The following is a 9,222-nucleotide window of genomic DNA, read 5'->3' on the forward strand; positions in this document are numbered from 1 at the left end:
GGATGCAGGCCGTGGGGATGGTCAACGACCACTTCACCTGCTGCTTCCGCCACGACCAGGTGAAGGGGCTCGTGCGATGAGGATCGGCCTGCTCCTCGCGATGGCCCTGACGCTGGGCGCCTGTGACCACATGTATGGCGCTTTCGACGGCGGCAGGCTGGCGGCCCGGTCCGGGCCGACGGAGCAGGAGCTCGTGGCCATCGCAGCGAAGCGGCTGGCGCGCGAGAAGTGGTCGGTGGACCAGATGAACGTCGGTGTTTCTGATGCTGGCCATTCCTGGCGGGTCCACTTCAGGCCGGCGGACGCCAGCGTGCTGGACGGTGGCGGCTGGGTCGATATCAGCAAGGCGACGCGACGCGCCGTGCGCGTGGGATTCGACGCCTAGCCATGCCCAAAGGCCCCACCCTCCTGCTGGAAAAGGCCTTCGTCGGCGGGCCCGTCTGCGGCGTGGACGAGGCCGGGCGAGGGCCGTGGGCCGGGCCGGTCTCCGCGGCGGCGGTGATCCTGTCGGACAATCCGCGCAAGATCCCGAAGGGGCTCGACGACTCCAAGAAGCTGACGGCCAAGGCGCGCGAGGCGCTGGAGCTGGAGATCAAGGACAAGGCGGTGGCCTGGGGCGTGGGCATGGCCAGCGTCGAGGAGATCTTCGAGCTCAACATCCTGCACGCCACCGGGCTGGCGATGTGCCGGGCCATCGAGGCCATGGCGGTGCAGCCGACCTATGCCCTGGTGGACGGGAACTACCGGTTCAAGCTGCCGTGCGAGGTGAAGACGGTGGTGGGCGGCGACGGCAAGTCGAAATCGATCGCCGCGGCCTCGATCCTGGCGAAGGTGGCGCGCGACCGGCTGATGATGGAGATGGACGCGGTCTATCCCGGCTACGGTTTCGCCAGCCACAAGGGCTACAATGCGCCGACCCACATCGAGGCCTTGGTGAGTCTGGGCCCGTGCGAGATCCACCGCCGGGCCTGGCGGCCGGTGAAGCTGGTGCTGATGGGCAAGGACCCCCGGATCGAGGGCGACTTGCAGGACGAACTGCCGTTCGGGTGACTATCCGTTCCGTTCGTCATCGCCGGGCTCGACCCGGCGATCCCTACCGAGGTCGACGCCGTCTGGATGGCCGGGTCGAGCCCGGCCATGACGAGCGGGTTGGGTGGCGGGGCTGAAATTGACCCATTGAATCAAGATTGACGCTGGCCGCGCGCCGCCGCGCATTGGGGGCATGAGCGTCAATCCCGACCTGGTCAGGGCCTGCCATATCCAAGCCCGCGCGTGCGAGCGGTTCGGCTCGCCATTCAACGGCGCCCTGCTGGACCGGATCGCCGCCGACCTCGAGGCCGGCGGGCCGACCGTGCGCCTGTTTGCGCGGTGGTCGGATGCTGGGCTGAAAGCCCTGTTCGACGACGCCGTGCCGATCCGGATCGCCAACACGTTCAACCACCTGGCAATGGGCGGCGAAGATCCGGCGCTGACGGCGGCCTGGCCGCGGCCGGGCGTCGCCTGGGCTGTGGACAGGGCTTGGGCGGCGGCGCGGGCGGCCATCGGGCCGCACACGGCGATGCTGTCGGCGTTCCTGGACCACGAGCCGCAGACCAACGAGGTGCGCCGGGCGGGCGGCCTGCTGGGCGGCTTCCTGACCGTAGCGGCCGAGGCCAGGCTGCCGCTCCGCTGCTTCGAGATCGGGGCCAGCGCCGGCCTGAACCAGTTCTGGGACCGGTTCCGGTACGACATGGGCGCCGTGGCGTGGGGCGACCCGGCGTCGCCCGTGACGATCGACGGCGACTGGGAGGGCGGGGCGCCGCCGCTGCCGGCCGTGGACGTGGTCGAGCGAGGCGCATGCGACCGGCGGCCCACCGAACTCACCGATCCCGTCCAGCGCCGCCGCCTGCTGGCCTGCATCTGGCCCGACCAGTTCGAGCGCGTGGAGCGCAGCCGGCGCGCCATCGACCTGGCGCTGGCGAGCGGCGTGCGGGTGGACGCGGCCGACGCCCTTGACTGGACGCGAGCGCATGTCGCGCCACGGCCCGGCGCGGCGACCGTGCTGTACCATTCGGTATTCTGGCACTATCTGCCGGCCGCGACCCAGGCGGGGCTCGCGTCGGCGATCGCCGATCTCGGCGCGCGGGCGACGGCCGAGGCGCCGTTCGCATGGCTGCGGTTCGAGCCCGCGCCCGACGACATGGCGCTGATCGAGGTGCGGCTGACCCTGTGGCCAAGCGGCGCAGAGAGGGTTCTGGCGCACGCCCATCCCCACGGGGCGTGGATCCGCTGGCTGGGCTGAAACAGCTTGCGAGTTGGTTTTTCACGGGAAAGCGGGCGACCGGCCAATCATTGTTAATGCCTTGGCTCTAGAGGTTCCAGCTCGACAGTACCTGGCCCCGATGTTTTCCGTCCTCACCTGCATCGTCGTCGATCATGACCCGCGGCTCGTCGCTGTGGCGGCGCTCGTCTGCGCGACGGCGTGCGTGGCGACCTTCGCCTTCCACCTGCGCAGTCTGCAGGCGGCCGGCTCGACGCTGCGCTGGGCCTGGGCGGGCCTGACCGGCCTGGTCGCCGGCTCGGGCGTCTGGGCCACCCACTTCATCGCGATGCTGGCCTACGAGCCGCACCTGGCCTTCGGCTACGAACCGTGGACCACCGCGGCCTCCTGGCTGATCGCCGTGCTGGGGATGGGCGTGGGCTTCGCCTTGCCGGTCGTTCGCGACCGCCCGTCCACCGTGGTGACCGGCGGGGGGCTGGCCGGCCTGGCCATCGCCCTGATGCACTTCACCGGCGTCGCCGCCTGGCGGCTCCAGGCGCGGGTGGAATGGGACCTCGCGTACGTGGTGGCCGCCATCGCGGTCGGCGTGCTGGGCACATCGGCGGCGTTCGTCGTCCGCGCCCGCAGCCCGCGGGCGTGGGCCGTGGCGGCGCCGGCGGGCTGCCTTCTGCTGGCGATCGTCGGCCTGCACTTCACGGCCATGACCGCCGTGGACCTCGCGCCCGATCCGACCCTGGCGTTGCCCGCCCAACTGGCCGGGCGCGACACCCTGGCGTTGGCGACGGTGGTGCTGGTGGCGCTGATCCTGCTGGCGACGCTGGGTCTCAACTGGATGCAGGGGGTGGGCCGCCGCTCGACCATGTCGGGCTTGGCCGACGCCCTCGACGCGGTGACGTCGGGCCTGGCGTTCTACGACCCCGAGGGCCGGGTGCTGTCGTGGAACAAGGCCTATGGCGCGCTGATGGCTTCGGCCGGCGTGGAGATGGTCGCGGGCCTGCGACGCCAGGACATCGTGGCCAAGATCTTCGCCGCCGGCTGGGAGGTGCAGACGGAGTTCGAGCCAGGCGCCACCTACTTCGACAAGGGTCGCGCCCCCGGGCTCGAGCTGAAACTGCCGGACGGCCGCTGGATCCGTCACCAGTCGTTCGCGACCCAGGATGGCGGCGGCGTCTCGAAGATGAGCGACATCACCGAGCAGATGGAGGCGGCCCGCATCCTCGCCGAGGCGCGCGACGCGGCCGAGACGGCAAACCGGGCGAAGAGCGAGTTCCTGGCCAATATGAGCCATGAGATCCGGACGCCTCTGAACGGCGTGCTGGGCGTGGCCGAGGTGCTGGCCGCGAGCGGCCTGTCGCCGAAGCAGCAGGAGCTGGTGGGCGTGATCAAAGCGTCGGGCGACCTGCTCAACGTGCTGTTCAGCGATCTTCTGGACCTGGCGCAGGCCGAGGCGGGAATGGCGGAGCTGCGGCCCGAGCCGACGGCGCTGCGCGACGTCGCCGAGGCGGTGGTCGCGCTCTATGCCCCGCAAGCCGAGCAGAAGGGGCTGGGGCTGCGGCTCGACATGGCGCCGGACGCGGGCGCCGTCGTAAACTGCGACGGCATGCGGCTGCGCCAGGTGCTGGGCAACCTGCTCAGCAATGCGGTCAAGTTCACAGAGACCGGGGAGGCCGTGGTCGCCCTGCGACGCGAGGGGGATCGCGTGACCTTCGAGGTGCGCGACACCGGCGTCGGGTTCGACGCTGCGGCGAAGGCCGACCTGCTGGGCGCGTTCCGGCAGGCCGACGGCAGCTCGACCCGCCGTCACGGCGGCGCGGGCCTGGGCCTGGCGATCTGCCGCGATTACGTGGCGCTGATGGGCGGGACGCTGGACTGCTCCAGCGCGCCGGGCCGAGGCGCGAGCTTCAGCTTCACCCTCGACCTGCCGGCGCTCGCGGAGGCGGACAACGAGAGCGCGGCGCCGGTCGGCCAGGCGGTGGCGGACCGCCACTTCCGGGTGCTGGTCGTGGACGACAACGACGTGAACCGCCAGGTGCTGGCCCTGATCCTCGACGCGGTCGGCATCGAGCACGGTGAGGCGGAGAATGGCGCCGAGGCGCTGGACGCGGTGGGCGCCGGCGGCTTCGACGCCGTGCTGATGGACATCCAGATGCCGGTGATGGACGGGCTGGAGGCCACGCGCCGGATCCGGGCCTGGGAAGTCGAGACGGGGCGGGCGCGGATGCCCATCCTGATCGTCTCGGCCAACGGCCTGCAGGAACATGTGGACGCGGGCCGGGCGGCCGGCGCGGACGGTCACCTGGACAAGCCGGTCTCGGTCCCGCTGCTGCTGGGCGCCCTGGAACCCCACGTCAACGCGGCGCTGGCGGCCTAGTTTTTTCGTTGACCGCGGGCCGTCAACGGCCTGTTCACCATGTCCGCCGAGGATTCAGCCTTCTGTTTCGTGAGGTTGGGCCATGGGGCTGCCGGTTGACGCCATTCTGAACGGCGATTGCCTGGAGGAGCTGAGGAAGCTACCCGACAGGTCGGTCGACCTAGTGTTCGCCGATCCGCCCTACAACCTCCAGCTCGGGGGCGACCTGCTGCGGCCGGACAACTCGAAGGTCGACGCCGTCGACGACGAGTGGGACCAGTTCGAGAGCTTCGAGGCCTACGACACCTTCACCAAGGCCTGGATGGCCGAGTGCAAGCGCGTGCTGAAGGACGACGGCGCGCTGTGGGTGATCGGCAGCTACCACAACATTTTCCGCGTGGGCGCGGTGCTGCAGGACCTGGGCTTCTGGATCCTGAACGACATCGTCTGGCGCAAGTCCAACCCGATGCCGAACTTCAAGGGCACGCGGTTCACCAACGCCCACGAGACCCTGATCTGGGCGGCCAAGAGCCGGGGCGGGCGGCGCTATACCTTCAACTACGACGCCATGAAGATGGCGAACGACGAGCTGCAGATGCGCTCGGACTGGACGCTGCCGCTGTGCACCGGCGACGAGCGGCTGAAGGACGACAAGGGCGACAAGGCTCATCCGACTCAAAAGCCCGAGGCGCTGCTGCACCGGGTGATCATGTCGTCCACCAAGCCGGGCGACATCATCCTGGACCCGTTCTTCGGCACTGGCACGACCGGCGCGGTGGCGCGGCGGCTGGGCCGCAAGTTCATCGGCATCGAGCGCGAGACCGAATACGCCAAGATCGCCGAGCAGCGAATCTTCCGGGTGATCCCGGCCACGGCCGACGAGATGGCGGTCACCGGCTCCAAGCGCGCCGAGCCGCGGGTGCCGTTCGGCAGCCTGGTGGAAGCCGGCCTGCTGCGGGCGGGCGACGTGCTGTACTGCCCGCGCGGCAAGAACGCCGCCAAGGTGCGGGCCGACGGCAGCCTTGTGGTGGGCGACCTCTCGGGTTCGATCCACAAGGTGGGCGCGATGGTGCAGTCGGCGCCGGCCTGCAACGGCTGGACCTATTGGCACTTCAAGACCGACAAGGGGCTGGCGCCCATCGACGTGCTGCGGGCGAAGGTCCGGGCGCAGATGCCGGCCTAAGTCCCAGCGCCCCCTCCACCACGTGGTCCCCCTCCGCCGACTCGCAGGGGAGGAACTTCGCACTGGACCCCGTACCGGTTCTTCGGCCAACCTGATCCAAACGAGCGTTTGACGGGGGAATGTGCGATGGGCGGGCGGCGGCGATGAACCCGCGCATCTATGTCCTGACGCTGTGCACGTTCGCCTTCGGGTCGGCCGCGTTCATCTTCGCCGGCATGCTGGAGACGATGGCGGCCGACCTGGGCGTCTCCACCGCCGTCGCGGGCCAGTTGCAGACGGCCTACGTCCTGACCTCGGCCGTACTGGGGCCGGTCGTGGCCTGGGCGATGGGCCGGCTCGACCGGCGGCTGGTGGTGATCCTGGGGCTGGTGATCGGGCTGATCCTGCACCTGGCCTGTGCCCTGGCGCCCAACTTCGAGACCCTGCTGGTGGTGCGAGCGCTGGCCGGGGTGGCGGGCGCCATGTCCGGGCCGGCGGCCAGCGTCGCGGCCGCCTCCCTCGTGCCGCCCGAGCGGCGGGGCTCGGCCCTGGCCATGGTGTCGGGGGGCATGACGCTGGCCTTCGTCATCGGGATCCCGATCGGCAGCGTGGCGGGAGCGATGTTCGGGTGGCGGGCGACCTTCGTGGTGGCCGCCGTCCTGGCCGCCGTCGCCCTGGCGGCGGTTGCGATCTTCCTGCCCAGCGTGCCCGCCCCACCCAAGCGGGAGGGCGGCAGGCTGGATCTTTCGGCCATCTGGCCGCTCTACCTCACCAGCTTCCTAACCTTCGCCGCCAACATGACGCTGAACCTGTACATCGCCCCCATCGTGCGGGTCGGCACGGGGATCACCGGCGCCGGCGTGGCGGTGTTCCAGTCGATGATCGGCTTCGGGGCGGCCATGGGCCTCTGGCTTGGCGGACGCGCCGCCGACCGGGGCGCCGGAAAGGCCTGGGTGCTGCAGTGCATCGCCCTGCAGGCGGTGGCGATGACTCTGCACCTGTCGGCGACCCACCATCTGTTGCCGCAAGGCTTCGCTATCGACGGGCTGGTGCTTGCGGCGGTGTTCCTGGCGGCCACCGCGCTTTTCTCGATCTCGCCCGTCACCCAGTCCCGGCTGATCCAGATGACGGGCGGCGCGCCGGTGGCGCTGGCGCTGAACGGTTCGGTCTTCGCGATGGGCCAGGCGATGGGCGCGACCATGGGCGGCGCGGCGCTGGCCAGCTTCGGCGTCCCGGCGATCCCGGCCACGGCGCTCTCGGCGTCGGTGGTCGCGCTGGTCACCCTCGCCTTCGTGTTCCCTCGGAACCCGAAGGCCGTCGCCTAGAGCAGGTTCGTAAGGCCCGCCCGCGCCGCCTTCAGGAAGACGCTGGGCAGGGCGTCGAGGTCGCGGCGGGGGCTCCAGATGACGTCCTCCGCATCGCCCTCGGCCCGCAGCAGGCGCAGGGTCAGGGTGAAATGGGTGAAACCGTGCTCCACCTCGCCGACACCTCGCCAGTCGGCGTCGGCGGGCGCGGCGCGGGCGGCCTCCTCATCGCTCCAGCGCTCGGTGCGCCACTCGCTGGTGGGCAGCGCCAGCATGCCGCCAAGCAGGCCCTTCGGCGGGCGCCGGACCAGCGCCACCTCGTCGCCGCGGGTCAGGACGTAGGCCACGCCGTGGCGATGGGGCAGGGCGGCCTTCTTGGTCTTGCGGGGATAGGTCTCGGGCGCGCCCGTTGCGAGGCCGGCGCAGTGGTCGGCGATGGGGCAGCGGTCGCAGAGCGGCCCCTTGGGCCGGCAGACGGTGGCCCCCAGGTCCATCAGCGCCTGGGCCCAGTCGCCGGGGCGCTCGTCGCGGACGAGGGTGGCGGCGAGGCGCTTCAGTTCGGGCTTGCCGTCCGGCAGGGGCTGCTCGACGGCAAACAGCCGGGCCATCACCCGCTCGACGTTGCCGTCGACGACGTTGGTGGGCAGGTCGAAGGCGATCGCGCCCACCGCCGCGGCGGTGTACGGGCCGAGGCCTGGGAGGGAGCGCAAGCCCTCCTCCGTATCGGGGAAGACGCCGCAATGGTCCCGGGCCACCGCGCGTGCGCAGGCCAGCAGGTTGCGGGCGCGGGCGTAGTAGCCGAGGCCGGCCCAGGCGGCCATCACCTCGCCGTCGTCCTCGTTCGCGAGGTCGACGACCGCGGGCCAGCGGGCGGTGAACTTCAGGAAATAGGGCGTGGCGTGCGGCACGGTGGTCTGCTGCAGCATCACCTCGGACAGCCAAACGCGGTAGGGATCGGCGCGCACGCCGGCGGCATGGTCGGCCGGGCCCACGCGCCAGGGCAGGTCGCGGGCGCCTGCGTCGTACCAGGCGAGGAGTTGAGCGCGGAGGGAGTCGGGGTTCACGTGTCCCACATATCGTCATCGCGCGACGCGCGCAGCGGGCTCCGTGCTTCGCGCCGGCCAGTATGACGGCTATTAAGACGGCATGGCCCGCCAGCTTCCCACACGCGACGAGGCGCTGCGCATCTTGGCGAGCAAGCGCACGCGGCCGCCGCATCGGCATGCGCCGCCCGCCGGGCGGGCGCTGAAAAGCTATCTCAAGGACATGGACGGCCGCTTCGGGCAGGGCGCGGGCGCGCTGACCGCCCGCTGGCGCGAGGTAGTGGGGCCGGAAATCGCCAAGCGGACGGAGCCGGTGAAGCTGACCCGCGGGCGGGCCGGGGCGGCCTCGACGCTGGAGATCCGCGTGGCCGGGCCGGCCGCGGCGATCATCCAGCACCAGGCGCGCGAGATCCTGGCCCGCGTGAACGTCTTCCTTGGGGCGGACGCGGTCCAGAAGCTGCGCATCGTGCAGGGACCGTTGCAGCGCGCGCCCGAGCCGCCGCCCCGTCGGCGCGCCGCGCCGCTGGACGCGGCCGCGGAAGCGAAGCTGGCCCAGGGGCTGGCCAGCGCGCCCGACGGCCGGCTCAAGGACGCCCTGCTGGCCCTCGGCCGCGGGGTGCTGAAACGCAACGGCCAAGGTTGACACACAACCGCCGCGGTCGCATCGGCAAGTGCCGCCGGGGCTCTCGGAGCGAGGGCTGCTTGGGGCGCGCGGGAATCGCGCTTTAATCCTTTGTTCAGATCCTCTGGAAGGTCATCGATGTCGATCCTCAGCCGCCGTCTCCTGATGGTCGCCGCCGCCGCGGGCGCGGCGCTGGCGCTCGCGAGCTGCAACAAGGCCGGTGGCGGCGCAAACACCGAAGACGCCATGACGATGGGCAAGGCCGACGCGCCGGTCACCATCGATGAATACGCCTCGACCACCTGCAGCCACTGCGGCCGCTTCGCGCTGGAAGTCTTCCCGGCCTTCAAAGCCAAATACATCGACACCGGGAAGGTGAAGTGGACCTACCACGAGTTCCTGACTCCGCCCGAAGCCGTGGCCGCCGCCGGCGTGCTGGTGGCCCGCTGCGCCGGCAAGGACAAGTACTTCAGCGTCATCG

General features: G+C 71.0%; 9 protein-coding genes. 8 read left to right on the top strand and 1 reads right to left on the bottom strand.

Annotated features, from left to right (window positions below; all coding sequences use genetic code 11):
• The first annotated feature begins 76 nt into the window (after positions 1 to 76).
• The 6 genes from Q0L11_RS06735 (at position 77) to Q0L11_RS06760 (ending at position 7,097) form a co-directional block, all read left to right on the top strand.
• Positions 77 to 385 (top strand): hypothetical protein, encoded by a 309-nt coding sequence (locus Q0L11_RS06735; protein WP_296596223.1) that lies wholly within the window; start codon positions 77 to 79, stop codon positions 383 to 385.
• A gap of 2 nt (positions 386 to 387) precedes the next feature.
• Entirely contained in the window at positions 388 to 1,050 is a 663-nt protein-coding gene (locus Q0L11_RS06740) for a ribonuclease HII (RefSeq protein WP_296596224.1), read from the top strand.
• A gap of 172 nt (positions 1,051 to 1,222) precedes the next feature.
• A complete protein-coding gene (locus tag Q0L11_RS06745) occupies positions 1,223 to 2,281 on the top strand; it encodes a DUF2332 family protein (RefSeq protein ID WP_296596225.1) in 1,059 nt (352 codons plus the stop codon).
• 100 nt (positions 2,282 to 2,381) lie between these two features.
• Positions 2,382 to 4,631, top strand: a complete 2,250-nt coding sequence (locus Q0L11_RS06750) for an MHYT domain-containing protein (RefSeq protein WP_296596226.1) — start codon at positions 2,382 to 2,384, stop codon at positions 4,629 to 4,631.
• 82 nt (positions 4,632 to 4,713) lie between these two features.
• Positions 4,714 to 5,793 carry a site-specific DNA-methyltransferase gene (locus Q0L11_RS06755; protein ID WP_296596227.1) on the top strand — a complete coding sequence of 360 codons (1,080 nt, stop codon included), beginning with the start codon at positions 4,714 to 4,716 and terminating at the stop codon, positions 5,791 to 5,793.
• 143 nt (positions 5,794 to 5,936) lie between these two features.
• Complete coding sequence (locus Q0L11_RS06760) at positions 5,937 to 7,097, top strand: MFS transporter (protein WP_296596229.1); 1,161 nt, start codon at positions 5,937 to 5,939, stop codon at positions 7,095 to 7,097.
• Here the strand turns inward: Q0L11_RS06760 and mutY are convergent.
• Positions 7,094 to 8,140, bottom strand: coding sequence for an A/G-specific adenine glycosylase (mutY, locus tag Q0L11_RS06765; RefSeq protein ID WP_296596230.1), 1,047 nt, complete (start codon positions 8,138 to 8,140; stop codon positions 7,094 to 7,096). The genes Q0L11_RS06760 and mutY overlap by 4 nt on opposite strands.
• 82 nt (positions 8,141 to 8,222) lie before the next feature.
• Between mutY and Q0L11_RS06770 the strand changes: the two genes are divergently transcribed.
• Positions 8,223 to 8,762, top strand: coding sequence for a DUF721 domain-containing protein (locus Q0L11_RS06770; protein ID WP_296596232.1), 540 nt, complete (start codon positions 8,223 to 8,225; stop codon positions 8,760 to 8,762).
• 117 nt (positions 8,763 to 8,879) lie between these two features.
• On the top strand, positions 8,880 to 9,222 hold a 343-nt coding region (locus Q0L11_RS06775; protein WP_296596233.1), incomplete at its 3' end, for a thioredoxin domain-containing protein.

It is taken from the genome of Phenylobacterium sp., from assembly GCF_024508875.1.
Taxonomy (GTDB): domain Bacteria; phylum Pseudomonadota; class Alphaproteobacteria; order Caulobacterales; family Caulobacteraceae; genus Phenylobacterium.

Excerpts from the sequence above, each read along its gene's own strand:
- Q0L11_RS06735 (WP_296596223.1), top strand. The coding sequence starts at position 77 with ATGAGGATCGGCCTGCTCCTCGCGATGGCCCTGACGCTGGGCGCCTGT.
- Q0L11_RS06740 (WP_296596224.1), top strand. The coding sequence starts at position 388 with ATGCCCAAAGGCCCCACCCTCCTGCTGGAAAAGGCCTTCGTCGGCGGG.
- Q0L11_RS06745 (WP_296596225.1), top strand. The coding sequence starts at position 1,223 with ATGAGCGTCAATCCCGACCTGGTCAGGGCCTGCCATATCCAAGCCCGC.
- Q0L11_RS06750 (WP_296596226.1), top strand. The coding sequence starts at position 2,382 with ATGTTTTCCGTCCTCACCTGCATCGTCGTCGATCATGACCCGCGGCTC.
- Q0L11_RS06755 (WP_296596227.1), top strand. The coding sequence starts at position 4,714 with ATGGGGCTGCCGGTTGACGCCATTCTGAACGGCGATTGCCTGGAGGAG.
- Q0L11_RS06760 (WP_296596229.1), top strand. The coding sequence starts at position 5,937 with ATGAACCCGCGCATCTATGTCCTGACGCTGTGCACGTTCGCCTTCGGG.
- Q0L11_RS06770 (WP_296596232.1), top strand. The coding sequence starts at position 8,223 with ATGGCCCGCCAGCTTCCCACACGCGACGAGGCGCTGCGCATCTTGGCG.